Annotated in this window: 19 protein-coding genes; 1 reads left to right on the top strand and 18 read right to left on the bottom strand. The window is 41.8% G+C overall.

All coding sequences use genetic code 11. The features are described 5' to 3' along the window. Positions 1–61: 61 nt before the first annotated feature. The 5 genes from glpX to IEV52_RS00955 all read right to left on the bottom strand — a co-directional run bounded on the left by glpX (position 62) and on the right by IEV52_RS00955 (position 4,863). A complete protein-coding gene (glpX, locus tag IEV52_RS00975; RefSeq protein ID WP_188400678.1) occupies positions 62–1,030 on the bottom strand; it encodes a class II fructose-bisphosphatase in 969 nt (322 codons plus the stop codon). Positions 1,031–1,114: 84 nt separating this feature from the next. Next, positions 1,115–2,407, bottom strand: a complete 1,293-nt coding sequence (murA, locus tag IEV52_RS00970) for a UDP-N-acetylglucosamine 1-carboxyvinyltransferase (protein WP_188400677.1) — start codon at positions 2,405–2,407, stop codon at positions 1,115–1,117. Between the two features lie 91 nt (positions 2,408–2,498). Then, positions 2,499–3,149 carry a fructose-6-phosphate aldolase gene (fsa, locus tag IEV52_RS00965; RefSeq protein WP_188400676.1) on the bottom strand — a complete coding sequence of 217 codons (651 nt, stop codon included), beginning with the start codon at positions 3,147–3,149 and terminating at the stop codon, positions 2,499–2,501. Between the two features lie 221 nt (positions 3,150–3,370). Then, on the bottom strand, positions 3,371–4,234 hold the full coding sequence (fba, locus tag IEV52_RS00960) for a class II fructose-1,6-bisphosphate aldolase (RefSeq protein WP_188400675.1): 864 nt from the start codon (positions 4,232–4,234) through the stop codon (positions 3,371–3,373). A gap of 248 nt (positions 4,235–4,482) precedes the next feature. Then, positions 4,483–4,863: a response regulator gene (locus IEV52_RS00955; RefSeq protein WP_188402191.1), complete on the bottom strand. Its 381-nt coding sequence runs from the start codon at positions 4,861–4,863 to the stop codon at positions 4,483–4,485. A 163-nt stretch (positions 4,864–5,026) separates the two neighbouring features. On the opposite strand from IEV52_RS00955, the gene IEV52_RS00950 reads away from it, so the two are divergent. Beyond that, positions 5,027–5,581: a DUF2529 family protein gene (locus tag IEV52_RS00950; protein WP_188400674.1), complete on the top strand. Its 555-nt coding sequence runs from the start codon at positions 5,027–5,029 to the stop codon at positions 5,579–5,581. A 299-nt stretch (positions 5,582–5,880) separates the two neighbouring features. Here IEV52_RS00950 and pyrG read toward each other — a convergent pair whose 3' ends face one another. From pyrG to IEV52_RS00885, 13 genes are all read right to left on the bottom strand, one after another. Beyond that, a complete protein-coding gene (gene pyrG, locus IEV52_RS00945) occupies positions 5,881–7,482 on the bottom strand; it encodes a CTP synthase (protein WP_188400673.1) in 1,602 nt (533 codons plus the stop codon). A gap of 589 nt (positions 7,483–8,071) precedes the next feature. Beyond that, positions 8,072–8,590 (bottom strand): DNA-directed RNA polymerase subunit delta, encoded by a 519-nt coding sequence (gene rpoE, locus IEV52_RS00940; protein WP_308464555.1) that lies wholly within the window; start codon positions 8,588–8,590, stop codon positions 8,072–8,074. A 185-nt stretch (positions 8,591–8,775) separates the two neighbouring features. Next, the gene (locus IEV52_RS00935; RefSeq protein WP_188400672.1) at positions 8,776–9,285 is read right to left on the bottom strand and encodes a CBO0543 family protein; all 510 of its coding nucleotides are present in this window, start codon (positions 9,283–9,285) and stop codon (positions 8,776–8,778) included. A 192-nt stretch (positions 9,286–9,477) separates the two neighbouring features. Next, a complete protein-coding gene (locus IEV52_RS00930) occupies positions 9,478–10,569 on the bottom strand; it encodes a Ger(x)C family spore germination protein (protein WP_188400671.1) in 1,092 nt (363 codons plus the stop codon). Further along, entirely contained in the window at positions 10,566–11,657 is a 1,092-nt protein-coding gene (locus tag IEV52_RS00925) for a GerAB/ArcD/ProY family transporter (RefSeq protein WP_188400670.1), read from the bottom strand. Before IEV52_RS00925 ends, IEV52_RS00930 begins: the two co-directional genes overlap by 4 nt. 23 nt (positions 11,658–11,680) lie before the next feature. Continuing rightward, complete coding sequence (locus tag IEV52_RS00920) at positions 11,681–13,165, bottom strand: spore germination protein (protein WP_188400669.1); 1,485 nt, start codon at positions 13,163–13,165, stop codon at positions 11,681–11,683. Between the two features lie 152 nt (positions 13,166–13,317). Next, complete coding sequence (locus tag IEV52_RS00915) at positions 13,318–13,827, bottom strand: hypothetical protein (RefSeq protein WP_188400668.1); 510 nt, start codon at positions 13,825–13,827, stop codon at positions 13,318–13,320. Next, complete coding sequence (locus IEV52_RS00910) at positions 13,824–14,279, bottom strand: hypothetical protein (RefSeq protein WP_188400667.1); 456 nt, start codon at positions 14,277–14,279, stop codon at positions 13,824–13,826. Before IEV52_RS00910 ends, IEV52_RS00915 begins: the two co-directional genes overlap by 4 nt. A gap of 502 nt (positions 14,280–14,781) precedes the next feature. Next, on the bottom strand, positions 14,782–18,045 hold the full coding sequence (gene icmF, locus IEV52_RS00905) for a fused isobutyryl-CoA mutase/GTPase IcmF (RefSeq protein WP_188402189.1): 3,264 nt from the start codon (positions 18,043–18,045) through the stop codon (positions 14,782–14,784). A 15-nt stretch (positions 18,046–18,060) separates the two neighbouring features. Then, positions 18,061–18,684: a TetR/AcrR family transcriptional regulator gene (locus tag IEV52_RS00900; RefSeq protein ID WP_188400666.1), complete on the bottom strand. Its 624-nt coding sequence runs from the start codon at positions 18,682–18,684 to the stop codon at positions 18,061–18,063. 10 nt (positions 18,685–18,694) lie between these two features. Next, entirely contained in the window at positions 18,695–19,651 is a 957-nt protein-coding gene (meaB, locus tag IEV52_RS00895) for a methylmalonyl Co-A mutase-associated GTPase MeaB (protein WP_188400665.1), read from the bottom strand. Between the two features lie 297 nt (positions 19,652–19,948). Beyond that, complete coding sequence (locus IEV52_RS00890) at positions 19,949–21,088, bottom strand: acyl-CoA dehydrogenase (protein WP_188400664.1); 1,140 nt, start codon at positions 21,086–21,088, stop codon at positions 19,949–19,951. Positions 21,089–21,104: 16 nt separating this feature from the next. Further along, positions 21,105–22,244, bottom strand: a complete 1,140-nt coding sequence (locus tag IEV52_RS00885) for an acyl-CoA dehydrogenase (protein WP_188400663.1) — start codon at positions 22,242–22,244, stop codon at positions 21,105–21,107. Between the last annotated feature and the right edge of the window lie 141 nt (positions 22,245–22,385).

The following is a 22,385-nucleotide window of genomic DNA, read 5'->3' as shown; positions in this document are numbered from 1 at the left end:
AAAGATGATTTCATCAAAATGTAACACAAAGACCGGACGCACTGTCCGGCCTCAGCTTTACTTAAGGTTTTATTACTAAATCTGGTTTTTTCTTTAGACTGTGCGTACCATCGATAAAACGTACAGTTCCCGATTTCGCACGCATTACAACAGATTGTGTTGTACCTTTAGATCCGTCAAAACGAACACCCTTTAACAGCTCTCCATCTGTTACACCTGTTGCAGCAAAGATCGCATCATCGCCTTTTACAAGGTCGTCCATGTACAATACACGATTCACATCTTCAATCCCCATACGTTTGCATCGTTCTAATTCTTCATCGTTTTGAGGAAGAAGTTTTCCTTGAAGTTCTCCACCAAGGCACTTTAATGCAACTGCAGCAATAACTCCCTCTGGAGCCCCTCCTGAACCGAATAGAATATCAACACCTGTATCATCAAAAGCCGTGTTAATCGCTGCTGCTACATCACCATCTGAGATCAGCTTAATACGAGCACCTGCTTCACGGATCTCCTGGATAATCTGATGATGACGCGGACGATCTAGTATTACCGCTACCAAGTCTTCAATGTTCTTCCCTTTTGCTTCTGCAACTGCTTTCAAGTTATCTATAACGGGTGCGTTAATATCAACTTTCCCTACACTCTCGCGGCCAACTGCCAGCTTGTCCATGTACATGTCTGGGGCATGCAACAAGTTTCCATGGTCAGCAACAGCCAGAACGGCTAGCGCGTTCCATGTTCCTGAAGCTACGATGTTTGTTCCTTCAAGTGGATCAACAGCTACGTCTACGCGCGGACCATAGCCTGTTCCAAGCTTTTCACCGATATAAAGCATCGGTGCTTCGTCCATTTCGCCTTCCCCGATTACAACAGTCCCTTTCATCGGTACTGTGTCGAAAACATTACGCATTGCAGTTGTCGCTGCTTCGTCTGCTTCGTCTTTCTTTCCTCTACCCATCCAACGTGCTGATGCAAGAGCTGCCGCTTCTGTTACACGTACTAGCTCCATTGATAAACTTCTCTCCATGTGTGTTCCCCTCCCCATACTTAAAACGCTTACATATTTATCCTTAAGAAAAATCACCGGGTGAAGGTGATTTCTCCTAAGCTTTTATGAATTCTTTAGTTCTTCCATCTCTTCAGCACCTAAACTCTCACGCCACACTTTAGCACCAAGTCCTTTTAACTTATCAACTAAAGATTCGTAGCCGCGATCGATATGATCAAGTCCAGAGATCTCAGTCACGCCTTCTGCCATAAGGCCTGCAACCACGAGTGCTGCACCTGCACGAAGATCGGATGCTTTTACTTTTGCACCTTCTAATTTGGCAGGCCCATTTATTATAGCAGAACGTCCTTCAACTTTCACATTCGCTCCCATTCGGCGAAGTTCGTCGATATGTTTAAAACGCGCACTATAGATCGTATCTGTTACAATACTTGTTCCCTCAGAGCTTGTTAATAGCGATGAGAACGGCTGCTGAAGATCTGTCGGAAACCCTGGATATACTAACGTTTTAATATCAACGCTCTTTAACGGATTATTTCCGCGATAAACAAGTACTTGATCATCCTTTGTCTCAATGAACACACCCATCTCTCTAAGCTTTGCGATCAGAGATTCTAAATGCAATGGGATGACGTTATCAAGCAGTACTTGCTGACCCATTGATGCCGCGAGGATCATATACGTTCCTGCTTCAATGCGGTCAGGAATAATAGAATGACGGCATCCATGCATCGTTTCGACGCCATCGATACGAATGACATCGGTACCTGCTCCTTTGATTCTTGCGCCCATGCTCGTTAGGAGAGTTGCAACATCAATAATCTCAGGCTCTTTAGCTGCATTCTCAATAATCGTCTGCCCTTTTGCTCTTACCGCTGCAAGCATGATGTTAATCGTCGCTCCAACACTTACAACGTCCAAGTAGATTCGTGCACCAACAAGCTCGTCAGCACGCAAATAGATTGCACCTTGCTCGTTGGTAACCTTAGCCCCTAGTGCTTCAAAGCCTTTAATATGCTGATCGATCGGACGAGGACCCAGGTTGCAGCCTCCTGGCAGGCCGATTACAGCTTTCTTGAAGCGCCCAAGCATCGCACCCATTAAATAGTAAGACGCACGAAGCTTTTTCACTTTTCCGTTCGGAAGCGGCATCGCAATCATATTTTCAGGGTTAACCGTTAGAGTCTGATTCTCGTCCAGGTAAGCTTCCCCTCCGATTTCCTCTAACAGATCACGCAGAATACGAACATCTGATATGTTAGGTAAACCGTCAATGGTAACGGTAGATTCTGCTAATATCGTAGCGGGTATCAATGCCACTGCACTGTTTTTTGCTCCGCTTATATGGACCGTTCCTTCGAGAGGATAGCCCCCTTCAATCATCAGTTTTTCCATGGTAAACTCCTTTCAGTAAGAGTCACAAAAGTTGTGATTGTATTACCTGTTTCGTTAGTTTTATTATTTACCAAAATTTTCTTTTCATGTATTACTTTTTATTTGATGCTTCCCAGTCAGCAAGGAATTTTTCAATACCTTGATCTGTTAATGGATGCTTCACAAGCCCTTTAATAACGTTTGGCGGGATTGTAGCAATATGCGCACCGCGAAGAGCAGCCTCCGTTACATGAACGGGGTGGCGGATCGATGCAGCAATGATCTCAGTCGGTATTTCATGAATCGCAAAAATCTGCGCTACTTGAGAGATCAGCTCGAGTCCATCTTGGCCAATATCATCTAAACGGCCTAGGAACGGTGAAACATATGTCGCGCCTGCACGCGCAGCCAATAAGGCTTGGTTCGCATTAAAAATAAGCGTTACGTTTGTTTTAATGTTTTCATCAGAAAACGTCTTAACTGCTTTTAATCCATCCAGCGTCATGGGAACCTTTACTGTGATGTTTGGTGCGATCTTAGCTAACTCACGGCCTTCTTCTACCATTTCTTCATAAGAAGTTCCGATCACCTCAGCACTAACAGAACCCGGTACTAGGCTCGTAATTTCCTTTAATCGCTCATGAAAATCTACGCCTTTTTCTTTTGCGACCAGCGACGGGTTTGTTGTTACTCCAGATAAAATGCCCAGGTCATAGGCTTCTTTAATATCATCAATATTGGCAGTATCAATAAAAAATTTCAAAACAATCACTCCTATAGGTTAAGTTTATCTATCTTTTATATTCTTTTATAACATGCTCGTCTTCATTCACGAAGGATTACGCTTACAGAATTTCAAAAGACACTTTATTAGACGGATATACTTCTTCCCAAGTTTCACACTCTTATAGTGTAAATGAAACCGCCTATGATGTATAGGCGGTTTCAAAGAAAGGTGCATATTAGGCTTTTTTGACCAGGAAATTACGCTTTGTTGGAAGAACCAAACTCACGCATTTTTCCTGCAACAGTAGCTTGGATCGCATCACGAGCAGCAGTCAAGTAGCTGCGAGGATCGTACTTGTCCGGGTTAGATCCGATATATTCTTTTACTGCTTTATGTGAAGCAATTTGGTTTTCTGTGTTTACGTTGATTTTAGCAGTTCCTAAAGAAATTGCTTTTTGAATATCTTTTGTTGGGATACCAGTACCACCATGTAGTACAAGAGGTACACCTGTTAGTTCCATAACTTCTTTCATGCGGTCGAATCCTAGGTTCGGCTCACCTTTGTAAGGACCGTGAACAGATCCTAGAGCAGGTGCGAAACAGTCAACGCCAGTTTCACGAACAAGTTGATCACACTCAGATGGTACAGCGTAAGCTGCTTCAGCATCATCAACGATTAGGTCGTCTTCTTGTCCACCGATACGGCCAAGTTCTGCTTCAACAGAAACACCGTGGATGTGAGCAAGCTCAACAACTTTTTTCGTTAACTCGATGTTCTCTTCTAACGGATGATGAGAACCGTCGATCATTACAGATGTGAAACCTGCATGGATCGCTTCAGCACACTTTTGGAAGCTAGAACCGTGGTCAAGGTGAATCGCTACCGGTACAGTCACTTTGTACTCTTCCATAAGCGCTTTAACCATAGCAACCGTAAGTTTAAAACCACCCATGTAACGAGCTGCTCCTTCAGAAACACCAAGAATTACTGGAGAATTCTCTTCTTGTGCAGCTTTAAGGATCGCTTGAGTGAACTCAAGGTTGTTCAAGTTAAATTGACCAACTGCATAATTTTCAGCTTTTGCTTTTTCAAGCATTTCTTTCATTGAAACTAAAGGCATAGTATATGTCCTCCTTTGGATATTGGCACGAGCAGACCAACTACGTTTGTATTGTATATTGCTGAAATGTGCATAAACAGCAAAAAGAAGCCACTATAGTTTACCTTTCATGGCGTCTTGCTAAACATTTCATAATGCTCATATTTCATTCTAGTATAGCATACCAATATCGCCTGAAAACCGCAACACATCAGCGTTTTCAGGGTGTAAACGCTACCATCGCCGACATGCTTGGGTTTAAAAGTTTTTTAAGACGATGGAGTATTTATTGGAAGTTCTTTCCTGACAGCTGCACGGATCTCATCAATGTCGAACGGTTTTGCAAAATGAGTGATAGCTCCCAGTTTCATGGCTTCGTGAATCATGTCCAGTTCACCGTAAGCTGTCATAATAATAACTTGAATCGTCTCATCATGTTTTTTAACACGACGAAGAATCTCCAGACCATCCATTCCTGGAATTTTCATGTCTAAAATGACAAGATCAGGTCGGTCCTTTTCCACAATCGATAGAGCTTGTACACCGTTCGCAGCCTGATACGTTTTATAACCTTCTTTTTGGAAGATCTCGTTTAAAAGAATTCTGATTCCGTACTGATCATCTACAATTAATATTTTCCCGCTCATTATTGCTCACCTCATCTGAGTTTCTTTACAAAACCAATTGTCTGTATATCATTCGAGACGCTTTATTCAATTTCCTGCTGTCATCCATGAATTGTGTTGTTAAATTAAGTATACTAAATAAATAAACTAATTCACGAAGATTTGAATAAAGTAAGGAGTATTTTTCATGTTAAAAATATTTTCAACACAAGTTGCAGGTTTATTAAAAACCATTTCCGATAAAGAAGAACAGTCGATCGAAGAAAGTTCCCGCTTGCTGGCACAGTCTGTTCTGTCAGATGGTACGGTTTATTTTAAGGGCTTTAATGAGATGCAAGCGGTTGTGAGTGAGGCGCTCTATGGAGAGAACAAGTTTCGGAGCGGTGGAGCGTTTGGAGATTCAAGTTTTTCTGAGCTGCTGCCGGTCGATAGTGTCGTTGTGGCATCGCGATTTATAGATGATGAAGAAGCGCTGGGATTTTGTGCGAAAGTTCGGGAAGCTGCAGGGTGCCATGTGATATTGATCGGAGGCCGCAGAAAAGATGCTGATAGTGGCGTAGATGTTGATACGGCTGTTAGTGGGGCTGCCGATATCGTGATCGATACGAAGGCAGTACGCGGATTGGTGCCGCTCGATGATGGCTCCCGCTTAGGTTTTCCGTCAGGTTTGACCGCTTTGTTCGTGTATTACGCTTTATATTTAACAACAGAAGAAATTTTAGAAGAATATGATGTTGAATAAGGAGAAGCTTGGCGATGTGCCAAGCTTTTTTCCTTTTTGGTGTTAGTTTCTTAAGGTGATTTTTTATGGTAAAAACACTTTTGCGATGAATCACGGAAAAAGCAGCTATGATCACGGAATTTTTATTGAGGATCACGGAAAAATGTTGAATAATCACGGAAAAATTGCCCTCTATCACGGAAAAATTTAATTCCCTCCATATCTGTCCACCTCAAACGGACACGCCCGCCAAAAAAACCACAAAAAAACCGGCAGCTCCCACGCAAAAAGGGAACTACCGGCAATACTACAAACGAAAATTAGTTCTTCAATTGTGTTACCGCACCGATAAAATCACGGAATAATGCTTGTGGTCTTGTTGGTCGTGAAGTGAACTCTGGGTGGAACTGTGACGCAACAAACCACGGATGATCTTCGATTTCGATGATCTCTACAAGACGTCCATCTGGAGAAGTTCCTGAGAAGACGAAGCCTGCGTTTTCCATCTGTTCACGGTATTCGTTGTTGAACTCGTAACGGTGACGGTGTCTTTCGTAAACAACCTCATCGTTATAAGCCGCGAACGCTTTCGTATCTTCTTTAATCTTACAAGGATACAATCCAAGACGAAGTGTACCACCTAAGTCTTCGATATCCTTTTGCTCAGGAAGAAGGTCGATTACTGGGTATGGCGTTTCAGGCATTAATTCTGCAGAGTGTGCACCTTCCAGTCCAAGAACGTTGCGTGCAAACTCAACTGACGCAAGCTGCATACCTAAACAGATTCCTAAGAAAGGAACTTTGTTCTCACGTGCATATTGAGTAGCTAAGATCTTCCCTTCTACCCCTCTGTCACCAAATCCGCCAGGAACCAAGATGCCATCAGCATCTTTTAACAGCTCCTTCACGTTTTCAGCATTTACGTTCTCTGAGTTGATCCAGTCGATCTCGATATCTGCATCAAAGTTGTAACCCGCGTGACGAAGCGCCTCAACAACAGAAATATACGCATCTTGAAGAGCTACATATTTTCCGACTAAAGCAATCTTCGCTTTTCCTTTAAGGTTTGTTACGCGGCTGATCAGTTGCTTCCATTCTTCCATGTCAGGCTCGTGTGTTTCAAGTTTAAGATGTTTACAAACAAGCTCGTCCATCTTTTGCTCTTGAAGATCGATCGGTACTTGGTAAAGCGTTTCAGCATCTCTTGCTTCAATAACGGCTTTCGGATCAATGTCACAGAATAGACCGATCTTCTCTTTCATGTCTTGAGGAACAGGCATTTCCGTACGCACAACAATAATGTTTGGCTGGATACCAAGACTGCGCAACTCTTTTACACTGTGCTGAGTAGGCTTTGTTTTAAGCTCACCAGCCGCACGAATGTAAGGGATCAGCGTACAGTGGATGTACATAACGTTTTCAGAACCTACATCACTTTTAATCTGACGAATCGCTTCTAAGAAAGGCAAGCTCTCGATGTCCCCAACTGTTCCGCCGATCTCAGTAATGACAACATCTGCATTTGTTTCACGTCCGGCACGGAAAACACGCTCTTTGATCTCGTTTGTGATATGCGGAATAACTTGAACCGTTCCTCCAAGATACTCACCGCGACGTTCTTTTCTAAGTACAGTTGAATAAATTTTCCCAGTCGTTACTGAACTGTATTTATTCAAGTTGATGTCGATAAAACGCTCGTAGTGACCTAAGTCCAAGTCTGTTTCAGCACCGTCGTCTGTTACGAAAACTTCACCATGCTGATACGGGCTCATCGTCCCTGGATCCACGTTGATGTACGGATCGAATTTTTGAGTTGTTACTTTTAACCCGCGGTTCTTTAATAAGCGTCCTAATGAAGCTGCTGTAATCCCTTTTCCTAAAGAAGAAACAACCCCGCCTGTAACAAAAATATATTTTGCCATTTTTCAATCCCCCTAAATTTACTAAATTAAGTATGTGCGTTTAATCCTTTTTCTACTATCGGGGGTGGCTTGTTTTAAGTCGTAAGCCACGTCCAATCCGTAAAAAAATAAAAAGCAAAAGACACTTCCCCTATGGTTAGGGGGCACTTTTGCTTTGATAACATATAAAATTAAGTCTTTTGATTAAAAGATACAGGTGTAGCCCAAAAAGAATAATACCCGAGTCTTGAGCTCATGTCAAGATGAACTGCAGATGAAAAATATACTCTTCTGGATAGGAGATGAGATCTTAAAGTTACGTTAGAATGATGTCTGTATTTGTTGCATATTGTCGACTAGTGGATATATCGTTCATTCTCGGATTTAAGGCCAAGATATGTGGATATCTGGTCCAAACTTCTGGATATATAACCAATTCTTGTGGAATTAACTCGGCTTAAGAACTCCCCACCAACTAAAAGCCACTATTTGGACACCAAAACATACAGGATGTATACATGTAATTACACATAAAATATCGAACAGTTTTGGAATAAAAAAGCAAAAAAACCAGCACCCACAGGCACCGGTTTGTAGCTCACATTCAAACTTACAGATCTTCTTCTTCCTCATCAAGATCTTCTTCTTCCTCTTCGAAATCTTCATCTTCTTCGTCAAAGTCTAATTCTTCTTCATCTTCATCATCATCGTCGTCATCTGCAAGATCGTCGTCTTCATCAACGAATGCGTCTTCTACTTCTAACTCATCAAAGTCTTCATCATCGAAGTCCTCTTCAAAGTCATAATCATCTTCAGAAGCTTTCTTACGTTTTGTTGGTTTGTTTGTTGCACCTAGCTCTTCTTCAGAACTTTCTACTGGGTACCAGGTTTTGAGTCCCCATTTATTATCGCCTAATGAAACGAAGCGGCCATCGATGTTCATATCTGTGTAAAAATAAGCAATACGGTTTTCAACTGCTTCTTTAGACAATCCTTTAATTTCAGCGATCTGTTTTACTAGATCGTAGAATTGAACAGGCTGCTTTTCATTTTTCAAAATTTCAAATGCGATTTCGACCATAGACATTTCAACGACTTGTTCTTTCGTGTACGTGTTCAAAATAGCCACATCGGCACTTCCTTTCCTTCTCCACACTCATTTATATCAACACATTGTGCTCATTCCCTAGAAGAATCATACTCTTCATTATAAACAAATCCCATACGGATATGCCAGTAGTAATCTATCTTTTTTGAAAAATAAAAACTGCTTGATAGAGGAATGAATTTATTATTTTCTTTATCCAATTATACTTATCTCATTTTTTCAATAGGAACGTCAAAGTAAATAACCAAAAATAATATGACAATAACCGAAATAATCCAGGCAAGTAATGGTTTTTGGAAATGAATTTTTAGTATGGTAAACATTCCTATATTAAATATAAGAGACCAGACAATACTCCAGCCATTGTAATAAGAGAACAAGCCAAAATAAGATAAAAGCCATTCTACTGAAACAAAGACAATGACCCATAAAACAATATATCTTACCTTTTTTATCATACCTTCTTTTGGAAAACGGGGAAGATAAAGCAGAATAACTGCTGGAAAAAGTACTAATGAATTAAAAATATCTGTTATTGTATGATTGGGGAATAAAGAATCTTGATACATCCATATCGGATAGTTATAAGTTAGAATATTATATAAAAAGTTCCCCACAATCATAAATAGAATAGTGGGATAATATAGCTGCCAATTTTTCCAATCACCCCATCTCCATGCTGCGATGAGTGTAACGGCCGCAATTATTAAATGCATATATTATGTCACCTCACACATTACTCACAGTATTTAGTATCTCCAGTACAAAAATTTTTAGCATACCCCTTTAAGCGCTTTTTTATTTTTATAGTAAAATGTTTCAGCCAGAATTGATTGATTTAATTGATTTCCAACGTCAGAAACAATCCAAAAAACCCTGTTATTCTTTAACAGGGTTTCTTAGCACATTTAAGACAATCCATCTACAACACCTATCTCAGTAATGATAACTTCTACCTTTACATTTATCTTCGCATTCTTGTATTGCTCTTCCCACTTTTTCTCATCCCAATGCCTCGTCCGGCTTCGAACCTGTTCGCCTAATCCCAGAGGATCAATTCTTTTCTTCTGAAAACGTTTAATCATCTCTGCCGATTCTTTGCTTATCTTCTTTTTTAATAGCTTTTCTGCTTTTTTTATCGTTGTAGCATCTACATTTTCCCCTGAATATTCCCGTATAGAACCTGTAACTTTTAAATGGATGTTGATTTCCGGATCCGTATATACGTTTGTTATCTTAAACTTTTTCTTCGAATTTATTGCTTGAATGGAAAAGTATTCTGTCTCATTATTCTCTTTCGTTTTTAACTTAACACCAGCAAGCCTCAATTCCTCATAAAGCGATTTAAATGTAAACAGCTTTTCTTCCGTAAGTTCCATGACCATTTTAGGACCTTTAAATAAAGCGAGGCCTTTAATATTTATATTGTTACCGTTTAGTTCAAGAAGCGGCAGTATGGGATCCATTCCTCTTGCATAAAAAGCCGATAAAAAAAGGTGAAAGTTAGAAGTAGGAATGATCCCATGTGCCATATTATGTTCCAGCAATTTTTGAAGATAGGTCCCCGTGTCGAACTCTCCGTACGATTTTTCCAGTATCTTTTTGGAGCTTCCATCAACAACAGCAAGAATAAGCCGCGAACCAATGCTTGGGTCACGGTGAAACGTATCTATAAAATCTTCAATTCCATGCCTTGCCAGCTTCTCGTTATAGACTGCCACTTCTAGCTTTCCATTTTCTATTGGTTTGTGTGATTTTTGGTTTATTTCCCGCAAAGCTTCCTTACTTAAATTTGCAGTTGTTGATAACGTTTCATTCGTAATGGTTTTATCCGGATTGATCCGAGGGAAAACAGCAGTAGCTTCAACTTTTTGATCGCCTTTATAATCAAATCCGGCTGATGTTGCAATCTCTAATTCATCTAGAATCTCTTTCTCTACTCTGCCAAAGTACGCAACAATAATACTGATGATGAGGAAAAAGATGATCTTTTTTTTCATGCCTTTTTCCTCACTTTGGTCATGATGTAATAACATACAAACAATATCGGGATATATCCATATATGAAATAGAAACCAAATTCAGAAACTAAGCTGTTTAATCGATCAATCATTTGTCTGTCTTTAAGAAAAGGAGTTGCGATTACAGAAAGTAACAAAATAAACCCCAATGCTTTTTTTTGTTTGACATGAAACAATCGTTTAGCAGTCCTGCTGGCAGCCCAGAATGCTAAACAAATGTTTGGAAGAATGACTACGACCCAGGAAGCGATACCGATATATTCGAAACGTTCAACAAAAGGAAAACGAACGATCTTCCATAGGGTTAAAGTTGCCCAAATGGTCCTCTTAAGATGATCCGGCGTAAAATAAACGAGGGTAATGAGCATCAAATATAAATATAGAAACATAGTAAAAAGGTTTCCATAATGAAACCATTTTTGGGAGGTTTCCGGCTTCTTGAAAAAAGGATAATAAATAAGGAGAAGTTCAAATCCCAAGTAGCTTAACGTCATTGTTTTTACCGATAAAGCAAGCTCTTTCACAGAATGATCAAAAATAGGGAGCAGATTGCGATAGTTCGAAAATTCTAGCGGTGCCAGGAACGTAAAGACAAGATAAAGAGGAATGACCACCCCTAAGAAACATACACCAGTAACCGTTCGAAATCCGCCTGCAATTATATAGTAAACTGAGATTAAATACACAAGGGCAATCGGCCATGTTTTTATCATCGGGAACATCCAAACCTGGATGACTTCTATGAACGATCGGAGAACAGTGGTCCCCAATGCTATAAGATAGATCATAAAAAGAAACGATAATGCGCCTCCGAGCCATTTTCCAAATGTACTTTCATGGATAGAGATTAAGTCCCCTTTTTCCTTATTCAGCATCTTATACATCATCCAGATGATCACATGGACAGTAGCCCCTGCAATCAAAACCGTAATCCAGGAATCTTGTTCGACCATAGCTGCTACATACCGCTGAAAACCTAAAACTCCAACACCGATCTGCATACTGTGCACAAGGAAAAAAGCCAGAGAGGGTGATATTAGAAATTGTTCTTTTAGATCTACTTTCATTAGGCATTTCTCCTTGTCAAAAATTATTCATCGATATCATTCATCTCTTGGGCTTTTTTCCCAGAGAACATGATCGTGTCTGGAGATTGAAGCTCTATCGGTCGTTTTGGCTGCATCTTAAAAGGCAGCCGAATGAAAGCATCCTTTAAATCTTCTAAACGAGGCGGATAGATCGGCTCCATATAAGGTCTGCCGAATGAAGTTAAGCGCAACAGATGCCCCATTAAAAATGCAAATGCAAGAGCAATGCCGATCAAACCCCAAAGTTCAGCCAATAAAAGGAAAGGAAACCGGATGAGACGAATCGAATTACCCATTTTGTATACGGGTGTCGTAAAGGAAGCAAGGGCAGCCAAAGCAACGATAATCAGAAGCACGTTACTTGTAAGCCCTGCTTCAACAGATGCCGTCCCAATAACGATCCCGCCAACGATACCAATTGTTTGTCCAACTTTTGTAGGAAGCCTTGCCCCTGCTTCTCTCAGAAGTTCAATTGTGAGCTCTAAAATCACTGCTTCTAAAAAGGGGGGCAGTGGTATCAAACTCCTGGATGATACGAGTGTTGCCATTAAATCTCTAGGTATTAATTCATAATGATAAGTGAGAACGGCAACATATACAGGTGTAACCAATATGGAAAAGGACACGGAAAATAATCGAATCACCCTTAATGCTGAAGCTAGCTGCCAATTGATAAAATAATCTTCTAAAGCAGCAAAAAATTTCACGAGGGTAGTTGGACCGATCAGTGCATGAGGTGATCCATCCACTAATATAACAATGCTTCCCTCAGCTAGAACACCCGCTACCCGGTCTGGCCTTTCTGTGTCAATAAGCTGTGGAAATGGGGAGTTTTCATTATCAGATATCATCTGGGCGATATAAGAACTATCCAATATCTGATGGTATTTTAAATCGCCTATCCTCTGTAAGACAGTATTGATATTCTCTTCATTTGCAATCTCTTCTATGAATAAAACGGCAACTCTTGTTTGTGATAGGGTTCCAACCGTAAACTCTCTAATTGCAAGTTGCGGGATAGGAAGGCGTTTTCTTATTAAATTTAAGTTCGTAGTTAAAGATTCAACAAAAGATTCCTTTGGGCCTACAACACTAAACTCTTCTTCAGGAATCGATACTTCCCGGGCTTTATTCATTTCTGCTCGTACGAGTGCCCCTTTGTTATCATTCTCGCTGAACTGGATAAGCACTGACCCGGCTAACATCTTTTTTTGTATGGTTTCCAGATCACTGGTTATCTCCACTTTTTCAATAGGCACTGCCGATTGGAAATCTTCATAACCACTTATGTTGGGATCTTGCAGGTATGGAAGAATATCACGATGAACGATCTCAGCATCTACAAGTGACCCATAGTATGAAATCCAGTAAGGTTTAGGGGACTGCGGATTATGAAAATGGATGAAATCACCCGATTTTGTAAAATGCTGTATTAAATTATAAAGTGAAAGATCTTCCTGTTTTGACCCTTTCCTAAACCATTTCATAATCAGTGTTATCCTTTCCTAAGACATCAAACACTTATTCTATTCCAAAAGATTTTATTCGGTTCTTAGCATTAGCTTTTTACAGGTCAATTATTAAATAAAAAAACAGACGGGAATTAACCCGTCTGTTTTTATCCTTTAAATATTGAATTCTAGCTATTTGCAGATTTGTGTATGGAATTATTCTCGTTCGCAAACCAAAAATAGAGAGCTATATTTATACTGAAGATGCCCAGATAGGAAATGAACGAATAAAAATAGGTCCAATTTAGATGTTTATACACATGAAATTGAACTGAGATCCATTCAAGACCGACTGTAGTAAGCGTTGACATAAAAAGGAATACAATAACTGGAAACCCTTTTTCAATAAAGATGGAAAAAAAACAAATGAACAAATATCCACTTAAGGGATATACGAGCAAGTACATGACTAAATCAAAAATTTCAAACTCAGGCATATCCATAATGTCGTATAGATCATATGGGGGACCTGATAAAATATGATCAAGACTTGCCGCCAGAAAGAAATTAACTGTAAAAATAACGATGATTTGAGAAAATAAGAAGCTTCTTTTTAAAAGAAATGACAGTGTAATCAAAATGATACACACGGCTATAATAAACCATTCATTGCTGTTAAAGGTTTCAGGAAGCCTCATTCAATGACCCCCTCTTTTTTTAATAACACCCTAAATGTGCTCCAATAACCTACGGCAAGAAACCATAAAATTAACCATTCAACAAATGAGAAATAAAAATTCCATTGTTTAAACTGAATAAGATTCAATGTTTTAAGAAGAAATTGTAATCCTATTAAAAGAACAAACCATAAACCTGTACATATCATTTTAATAGACCTATTTATTTCTTTTGAAGAATAAATGAGTAGCAGCCATACGCATAAACAGGGGATGACGATTAAACGAATAATCGTTAAAATCCAAAAGACAGTTATTTCATTATTTAACCTAATCCATTTATAATTCAGCTCAATAATATTGGAAAAAATAAATAACATTGAAGATATGAAAAGCCAGAATGTTAATAACTCTGTTGAATGAAAATATTTTTTTAAAATGAATAGGGATAATAATGCCGCAATTCCCAGCATGATTGAGATCGTCAAGAATATAGTCATGAGGTCTCCCTCCATAGCACACGTACTGCTTAAAGTTTAAACTTTTTTCCATTCCCTCGGATAAATTGATCTAATAAGTAGTTTATCCCCCTTTTCAATTAGAAATACTAAGTGACAAGGAGGATGTGTATGATTTTATCTTTTCTTGTCTCTCATATCTGATGTATGGACCTTACAGTTACTTTTTTATGTACTTTTTTGTAAAGCTGCGAATTAAAGGGTCTATGATTATTGTTTATATCTTAATCTGGACATCTTTTTCAGTGCTGATAGAATATTTCAGTATGTCGATCGGACTTTTTCATTATGAAAAAGGTTATTGGCTGTATTGGTCCATTCCTATATACATGTGTTCACAGCTGGGTCAGATGATATTTTTTCACGTTATCCAAAAGAGAAAGTGATCATGAATTCATACAAAAAAAACATAGGATCTCTTTTTAGAGATACTATGTCTTTTAAGTGTTACTTTTATCTACATATTCCTTCTATACTTCCCACCAACTTCATATAGGGCACTTGTGATCTGACCTAGACTCGCAAATTGCACCGTGTTCATGAGTTCTTCAAAAATATTTCCACCTGAGAGCGCTACGCTCTTCAAGCGCTTCAGAGCCACTCCAGCTTGATCCTTGCTTGCCTCTTGGAAAGCAGCCAAATTAGCGATCTGCTGTTCTTTTTCATCCTTTGTTGCACGTGCCAGCTGCATGTTGAATTCTTCTTCAGATGGCGGGTTCGGGTTCAAGTATGTGTTAACTCCGATAATCGGAAGTGATCCGTCATGCTTTTTCATCTCATAATACATGGACTCTTCCTGGATCTTTCCGCGCTGATACTGAGTTTCCATCGCACCGAGTACGCCGCCTCTCGTATTCATACGCTCAAACTCTTGAAGAACCATCTCTTCTACTAGATCCGTTAATTCTTCAATGATGAACGAACCTTGAAGCGAGTTCTCATTGCGTGCAAGCCCAAGCTCCTTCGTGATGATCATCTGGATGGCCATCGCACGGCGGACAGATTCCTCAGTCGGTGTTGTGATCGCCTCGTCATATGAGTTCGTGTGAAGAGAGTTACAGTTATCATAAAGAGCCATCAACGCTTGAAGCGTCGTACGAATATCGTTAAAATCGATCTCTTGTGCGTGAAGCGAGCGTCCAGAAGTCTGGATATGATATTTCAGCTTTTGGCTTCGTTCGTTCGCTTTGTACTTATCACGCATAACCGTTGCCCAGATTCTTCTCGCTACACGGCCGATAACGCTGTATTCAGGATCCAAACCGTTGGAGAAGAAGAACGATAGATTCGGCGCGAATGCATTAATATCCATCCCTCGGCTCAGGTAGTATTCAACATACGTAAAGCCGTTTGCCAGTGTGAACGCGAGCTGCGTGATCGGATTCGCACCAGCTTCTGCAATATGATAGCCGGAAATCGATACCGAATAGTAGTTGCGCACTTGATGATCAATAAAGTATTGCTGAATATCACCCATCATACGAAGTGCAAATTCAGTAGAGAAGATACACGTGTTCTGACCTTGATCTTCTTTTAAAATATCTGCCTGAACCGTTCCCCGGACGGATGCAAGTGTCTTTGCTTTAATGTCAGCAAACTCTGCTTCGTTCGGCTGTCTTCCATTTTCCTCGGCAAAAACTTTCACTTGCTGATCGATCGCTGTGTTCATGAACATCGCCAAAATGATCGGTGCCGGTCCGTTGATCGTCATTGAAACCGATGTAGAAGGAGCAATCAGGTCAAAGCCGTCATACAGCTTCTTCATATCATCGAGTGTACAGATGCTTACACCGCTCTCTCCAACTTTCCCGTAGATGTCCGGACGATAATCAGGATCTTCCCCGTATAATGTCACCGAATCAAAAGCTGTACTTAAGCGCTTCGCATCATCATCTTTTGAAAGATAGTGAAAACGGCGGTTCGTTCGTTCAGGTGTGCCTTCACCTGCAAACTGACGCTTCGGATCTTCGCCTTTCCGTTTAAAAGGAAACACGCCTGCTGTATAAGGGAATGAACCTGGAACGTTCTCTTTCATGATCCACTTAACGATATCTCCCCAGTCTTCGAACTTTGGAAGAGCGACTTTCGGGATATCAAGACCTGATAGACTTTTCGTCGTAAGCTCTGTCACGATTTCTTTATCACGAATCTTCGTTACAAACTCTTTCTTGCTGTACATTTCTTTTAGAGCAGGCCATTCCTTCAGCATTTTACTTGTTGCCGGCAGAATCTGTTCTTCCACTTTCTCAAGCGCTTTATTTAAGCCCACTTCTACTTCTTCGCCAGCTGCGTTATATTCTTTTACCGTTTCAAGAGTCCCTTTGATCTGGAACGATTTACGCGCAAGCTTTGATTGTTCATCTACTGTCTCGTGGTACTTGCGAACAGTTTGAGCGATCTCATTTAAATATTGAGCACGCTCACCTGGAATGATGACGTTCTTTTTCGCTGTCATGGCTTCTGCTGCAGGCTGGATTCCCCAGACCACACCAGACTTCTCTTCGATCACCTTCATCAAGTGGTAGAAGAGTATGTTCGTACCCGCATCATTAAACTGGCTCGCAATCGTACCGTAGACCGGCATCTCATCAAGATCCTTATCAAACCAGTTGCGAGAGCGCTGATATTGCTTCTTCACATCACGAAGAGCATCTTCAGAGCCTTTACGCTCAAATTTGTTGATCGCGATAATGTCTGCGTAATCGATCATATCGATCTTCTCAAGCTGAGACGGCGCACCGAATTCACTCGTCATCACATATAAAGACGCATCTGAGATCTCGGAGATCCCTGCATCGCCTTGCCCGATTCCGCTCGTCTCAACAACGATCAGGTCATAGCCAGCCGCTTTTGTTACAGCTATCGCATCCTTGATCGCATCTGAAAGCTCTGAGCGGGAGCCGCGTGTAGCAAGTGAGCGCATATATACACGTGGATGATAGATCGCGTTCATGCGGATTCTGTCACCTAAGAGTGCCCCGCCCGTTTTTTGTTTTGTAGGATCGATGGAAATGATCGCTATTGTCTTATCTTCACACTCGTTTAAGAAACGGCGTACTAGTTCATCTGTCAATGAACTTTTCCCCGCTCCCCCTGTTCCCGTTATCCCTAGGACAGGCACTTGCTTCTGCAGTCCTTTTAGCTCGAGCAGCGTCTGTTCAGCTGTTGCTGCGATCTCTTCAGGTGCTTGTTTTGCGTTCTCAGCCAACGTGATCAGGCGCGAAACGGAACGAACGTCTTTTTCCTTCACCTTCTCGATCTCATCGGAAAGGGATGTAACCGTGGGGAAATCACATTCTTCGACCATGAAGTTGATCATGCCCTGAAGGCCTAGCAATCTTCCATCTTCAGGTGAGAAGATTCGTGTAACTCCGTATGCATGAAGTTCTTTAATTTCGGGTGGGATAATTACGCCCCCGCCTCCGCCAAAGACTTTAATATGTCCTGCGCCACGCTCTTTCAACAGGTCGATCATGTATTTAAAATACTCAACATGTCCGCCTTGGTAAGAAGAGATCGCGATTCCTTGAACATCCTCCTGAATCGCAGCACTCACCACTTCATCTACAGAACGGTTATGCCCGAGATGGATCACTTCACATCCGTTTGACTGAATGATTCTTCGCATGATATTGATCGATGCATCATGACCATCAAATAGACTGGAAGCGGTTACAAATCGAACCGGATTTTTTGGCCGGTAAATATCGGTTTGGGTCATCTTATTCATCCTTTCTTACGCTCCCTTTATGCCATGCAGAAGCTGCTGGAGCTGTAATTGGGTATATTCTTCAAGAGTGTACATCTTTTGCAGCGCCCACCGTCTGAACGTCCACATCTGTCCGATGATTAAAATATTGTGAGCAGCCGTCTGGATCTCTTTTACACTTAGGTCAAGCTCTCCCTGCTGCACTACTTCAGACAACAGATTTTCAAAGATCGCTGTCATCTCAAGCTCCTTTTTCAGCACATAAGGCAGTGCTTCATGAGAAAGAGACTTCGCTTCTTGATACATAACAAGCACTTCATCCTGCATATCATCCATCACTTTAAAGTAAGCGGTTATCGCACGCTCAACACCTTTAATCCCGCTGTCTTCACCGTTAATATCCTGCTGCAGCCTCAGCTTAACGCCATCATAGATGCTGTCACAAACCAGATATAAAATATCTTCCTTCGACCGGATATACTCATAAAGCGTACCGATGCTGAAGCCTGATGCTTTTGCGATCTCACGGGTGGTCGTACGGTGAAACCCATTCTCCTTAAACAAGGAGACGGCCGCTTTTACCATCTCTTCACGTCGTCTCTGAATCAATTTTTCATCTTTTACGAGCGACGGTACTTCCTTTTTACCCAAATGGCCTCCCTCATTTCTGTTTCCCGTCAGCCGGCTGCATATGTTCCGTTAAAATTTGTTCTGCAGCTGTATAAGGGTCTGTCTTGCCTGATTCTAAGTCGGCCAGCCAGGAGAACCCGTTTTTCTGTTCGTGTGTCCATACTTGCTGATAGATTTCATGCTGAACCACTTCCATCACCTCTCGCTTAAGGTTAGAAAGCTTTCGTTCCTTCCCTTCACCGCTCTTCTCCAAATATTCACGGTGCAGAAGAATAGCATCCCACAACTCTTTTAATCCTTTATTCTCAGTAGATATGGTCTGAACGACAGGCGGGCGGTACGGACTGTCGTGTTTGACAAGATCGAGCATCGCTTCGATCTCAGCGAGCAGCTTTGGAACCCCTGGCATATCTGCTTTGTTAACAACAAACAGATCGGCTATCTCCATGATTCCTGCTTTAAAAACTTGAACAACATCTCCGCTTCCCGGATTCAAAACAACGGCAACAGAATCTGCCAGCTTCATAATGTCGAGTTCAGACTGCCCTACCCCTACTGTTTCTATTAAAATCACATCAAAACCATACGCATCCATCAGCCTTACCGTTTCTTTAGTAGAACGGGACAGGCCGCCAAGACTCCCGCGTGTTCCCATGCTCCGGATAAACACACCTGGATCGGTAAAATGATCGGCCATCCGAACACGGTCTCCTAAAATAGAACCGCCGCTAAAAGGGCTCGTTGGATCAACGGCAACAATCCCAACCGTCATCCCCTTCTTACGCAAAAATGAGATAAGACGGTTTACGAGCGAGCTTTTCCCCGCGCCAGGCGAACCGGTGATCCCAATCCAGTGGGCACTTTTTTGATGGGAATAGATACTCTTTAAAAGCTCCAGTTTGTCAGCTCCGTTGTTCTCGGCAAGTGTGATCGCTTTTGCGAGGGCACGTTCGTCCTTTTGCTGGATGCGCTTGGCTAATGGATGCATGATTTCCTCCTAGTATTCTTAAAATCTTTTTGGGAGTAGTGATTTCCGTTCCAGGATGCTCGCTTTCCGCGAGGGGTAAGGTGAGCTAGCTAATTGCGCCTGTGGGTCTCATCTGTCCAGCTCCGGCGGCTAGCCCCTCGAGGTCATAAGATAAATGGTCAGAAGGCAAAGAGCGCCTTCCTAGCCCATTCATCTTATGCTTGTCGGGGCTGAACAAACCGCCTCCGCATTTCGACGATCCCGCTGATCCCGCAGGAGTCTCGCACCTTCCACTCCAACCACAAACGTGGGATAAGTCTACTTCAAAAGCATTTTTGAAATAACGAGGCGCTGAATTTCCTGCGTACCTTCGTAAATTTGAGTGATCTTCGCGTCACGCATGTAACGTTCAACCGGATAGTCCTTCGTATACCCGTATCCGCCGAATACTTGAACGGCATCTGTTGTGACTTCCATCGCGATATCACCAGCAAAAAGCTTAGACATCGCGGATTCTTTTCCATAAGGAAGGCCTTCAGACTCTCTCCATGCCGCTTGGTACGTTAGTAGTCTTGCTGCTTCAACTTTTGTTGCCATATCAGCAAGTTTAAACCCGATACCTTGGTTGACTCCGATCGGTTTTCCAAACTGTTTTCGCTCTTTTGCGTATTTTACGGATGCATCCAGTGCACCTTGCGCGATCCCTACTGCTTGAGCCGCGATTCCGTTACGTCCGCCATCAAGTGTCATCATCGCGATCTTAAAGCCTTCCCCTTCTTTTCCGAGAAGATTTTCAGCAGGAACACGGCAATCTTCAAAAATGATCTCTAGTGTTGGAGATGAACGGATTCCCAGTTTCTTTTCCTTTTTACCGAAAGAAAAGCCCGGAGTACCTTTTTCTACGATGAAGGCAGAAACACCTCTGCTGCCTGCATCAATATCTGTTCTGGCAAACACCACATAGATCTCAGCGTCCCCTGCGTTCGTGATGAAGATCTTAGAGCCGTTAATGATGTAGTGGTCACCATCTTTTTTAGCCGTCGTCTTCATGTTGCCCGCATCTGAACCAGAGCCTGGCTCCGTTAAGCCATAAGCGCCGATCTTCTTTCCTTCTGCCATAGGACGAAGGAACTTTTGCTTTTGCTCTTCGTTGCCGAACTTGAAGATCGGCCAGCCTGCAAGGGATGTGTGGGCAGAAAGTGTTACGCCTACTGACGCACATACGCGGGAAAGCTCTTCTACTGCGATGACATAACCTAGATAATCTCCGCCGATACCGCCGTACTCTTCTGGCCAAGGAATGCCGCAAAGTCCTAACTCACCCATCTGATCAAAGATCGCACGGTCAAAACGCTCTTCTTCATCACGTTCTGCTGCAGTTGGCTCAACTTCGTTCTTTGCAAAATCACGAACCATCTTGCGGATCATTTCATGTTCTTCAGATAATAAAAATTGCATCTCTATTCTCTCCCTCTTATCCTAGTAAATGTTTGCTGAGTACCATCCTCTGGATCTCGCTTGTTCCTTCATAGATCTGGCACACCTTTGCATCTCGGAACAATCTCTCTACTGGGTACTCCTTGGTATAACCGTAGCCGCCATATACTTGCACTGCTTCAATAGCTGATTTCATCGCCGTTTCTGAAGCGAACAGCTTTGCCATCGATGCTTCTTTTCCGCATGGCAGGTTGTTTGTTTTCAGATTAGCTGCTCGATATGTTAATAGCTTCGCCGCTTCTATTTCTGTTGCCATGTCTGCCAGTTTAAAAGCAAGACCTTGATTTGCACCGATTGGTTTTCCGAACTGTTTTCTCTCTTTTGCATAATCGACCGCATAATGAAGGGCAGCTTCTGCGATCCCAAGTGATTGAGCAGCTATTCCGATCCTGCCCGCATCGAGGTTGCTCATTGCGATCTTAAAGCCTTCTCCTTCTTTACCAAGTAAGTTTTCAGCAGGTACCCGTGCATCCTCAAATACAATCTCACACGTGTTTGATCCGTATAACCCCATTTTTTTCTCTTTTTTCCCTACTGAAAATCCTGGTGTATCTTTGTCTACAATAAAGGCCGAGATCCCGTAGCTCCCTTTATCTGGCTCAGTAGAAGCAAATACAATATACACATCTGCAACGCCAGCATTCGTGATGAAGATCTTCGAGCCGTTCAACACATAATGATCGCCTTGTTTTACGGCTCTTGTCTTTAAGCTTGCCGCATCAGAACCTGAACTCGGCTCTGTAAGTCCGAACGCACCAAGGTACTCTCCACTCGCTAACTTGGGAATGTATTTTTTCTTTTGTTCTTCATTCCCGAAATAGAGGATCGGATTCGTTCCGACACTCGTATGGACTGACAAAATCACACCGATCGTGGCACTCACTTTTGACAATTCATTGATCGCGATGATGTAAGACGTAAAATCCATTCCTGCACCACCGTACTCTTCAGGAATCGGAATCCCCATCAGTCCGAGCTCTGCCATCTTGCTAATAAGATGACGTGGAAACTCTTCTGTCTCTTCCATATGTTCAATGGCCGGCGCAATCTCTTTTTGTGCAAAATCCCGAACCATCTTCTGCATCATAAGCTGTTCTTCTGTAAACACGAGGTGCATGGTCTCTCCCCATTTCCTTTTTGAAATGCTACAAGCGGCTCGTTAAAATGCGACAAAGCAAACACAGTTTGTGTTATTTGCAAGCTGATGCTGCACTTTTGTCTGTGGTGCAAGCACATAATCTTCAGACCAAGGACACGT

The sequence above is a fragment of the Fictibacillus barbaricus genome, assembly GCF_014635025.1.
GTDB lineage: Bacteria > Bacillota > Bacilli > Bacillales > Fictibacillaceae > Fictibacillus > Fictibacillus barbaricus.
The sequence above is the reverse complement of the archived record's forward strand: the minus strand, read 5'-3'. Positions and strand labels throughout refer to the sequence as shown.

Bases quoted from the DNA above. Each gene is read 5' to 3' on its own strand.
- glpX (WP_188400678.1), bottom strand. From the start codon at position 1,030: ATGGAGAGAAGTTTATCAATGGAGCTAGTACGTGTAACAGAAGCGGCA.
- murA (WP_188400677.1), bottom strand. From the start codon at position 2,407: ATGGAAAAACTGATGATTGAAGGGGGCTATCCTCTCGAAGGAACGGTC.
- fba (WP_188400675.1), bottom strand. From the start codon at position 4,234: ATGCCTTTAGTTTCAATGAAAGAAATGCTTGAAAAAGCAAAAGCTGAA.
- IEV52_RS00950 (WP_188400674.1), top strand. From the start codon at position 5,027: ATGTTAAAAATATTTTCAACACAAGTTGCAGGTTTATTAAAAACCATT.
- pyrG (WP_188400673.1), bottom strand. From the start codon at position 7,482: ATGGCAAAATATATTTTTGTTACAGGCGGGGTTGTTTCTTCTTTAGGA.
- IEV52_RS00935 (WP_188400672.1), bottom strand. From the start codon at position 9,285: ATGCATTTAATAATTGCGGCCGTTACACTCATCGCAGCATGGAGATGG.
- IEV52_RS00930 (WP_188400671.1), bottom strand. From the start codon at position 10,569: ATGAAAAAAAAGATCATCTTTTTCCTCATCATCAGTATTATTGTTGCG.
- IEV52_RS00925 (WP_188400670.1), bottom strand. From the start codon at position 11,657: ATGAAAGTAGATCTAAAAGAACAATTTCTAATATCACCCTCTCTGGCT.
- IEV52_RS00920 (WP_188400669.1), bottom strand. From the start codon at position 13,165: ATGAAATGGTTTAGGAAAGGGTCAAAACAGGAAGATCTTTCACTTTAT.
- IEV52_RS00915 (WP_188400668.1), bottom strand. From the start codon at position 13,827: ATGAGGCTTCCTGAAACCTTTAACAGCAATGAATGGTTTATTATAGCC.
- IEV52_RS00910 (WP_188400667.1), bottom strand. From the start codon at position 14,279: ATGCTGGGAATTGCGGCATTATTATCCCTATTCATTTTAAAAAAATAT.
- icmF (WP_188402189.1), bottom strand. From the start codon at position 18,045: ATGACCCAAACCGATATTTACCGGCCAAAAAATCCGGTTCGATTTGTA.
- meaB (WP_188400665.1), bottom strand. From the start codon at position 19,651: ATGCATCCATTAGCCAAGCGCATCCAGCAAAAGGACGAACGTGCCCTC.
- IEV52_RS00890 (WP_188400664.1), bottom strand. From the start codon at position 21,088: ATGCAATTTTTATTATCTGAAGAACATGAAATGATCCGCAAGATGGTT.
- IEV52_RS00885 (WP_188400663.1), bottom strand. From the start codon at position 22,244: ATGCACCTCGTGTTTACAGAAGAACAGCTTATGATGCAGAAGATGGTT.